General features: G+C 73.9%; 1 protein-coding gene. It reads left to right on the top strand.

The window, feature by feature from the left end:
• Positions 1 to 421, top strand: a 421-nt coding sequence (locus ACFIF2_RS35950) for a maltotransferase domain-containing protein (protein ID WP_395577497.1), incomplete at both ends; no start/stop codon positions are given.

Raw genomic sequence — 421 nt, 5'->3', positions numbered from 1 at the left:
CGGCTGGCGGCGGCGTTGACGCCTCAGGTGGACGAGGTGCTGGCCCGGCATCCGCTGCGGGAGCTGGTCACCACCTCCGACCCGCTGCCCCTGCTGGTCGAGCGCGAACGCGCCCTGTACGGCGCCTGGTACGAGTTCTTCCCCCGCTCCGAGGGCACCCCCGACCAGCCCCACGGCACCTTCCGCACCGCCGCCCGGCGCCTGCCCGCCATCGCCGCGATGGGCTTCGACGTCGTCTACCTCCCCCCGGTCCACCCCATCGGCACCACCCACCGCAAGGGCCGCAACAACACCCTCTCCGCCGCCCCCGACGACGTCGGCGTCCCCTGGGCCATCGGCTCCCCCGAAGGCGGCCACGACGCGATCCACCCCGCCCTCGGCACGATCGACGACTTCGACCACTTCGTCACCGAAGCCGGCA

Source organism: Streptomyces sp. BK79, assembly GCF_044142145.1.
Taxonomy (GTDB): Bacteria; Actinomycetota; Actinomycetes; order Streptomycetales; family Streptomycetaceae; genus Streptomyces.
This window is presented reverse-complemented; position numbering and strand designations above follow the sequence as displayed.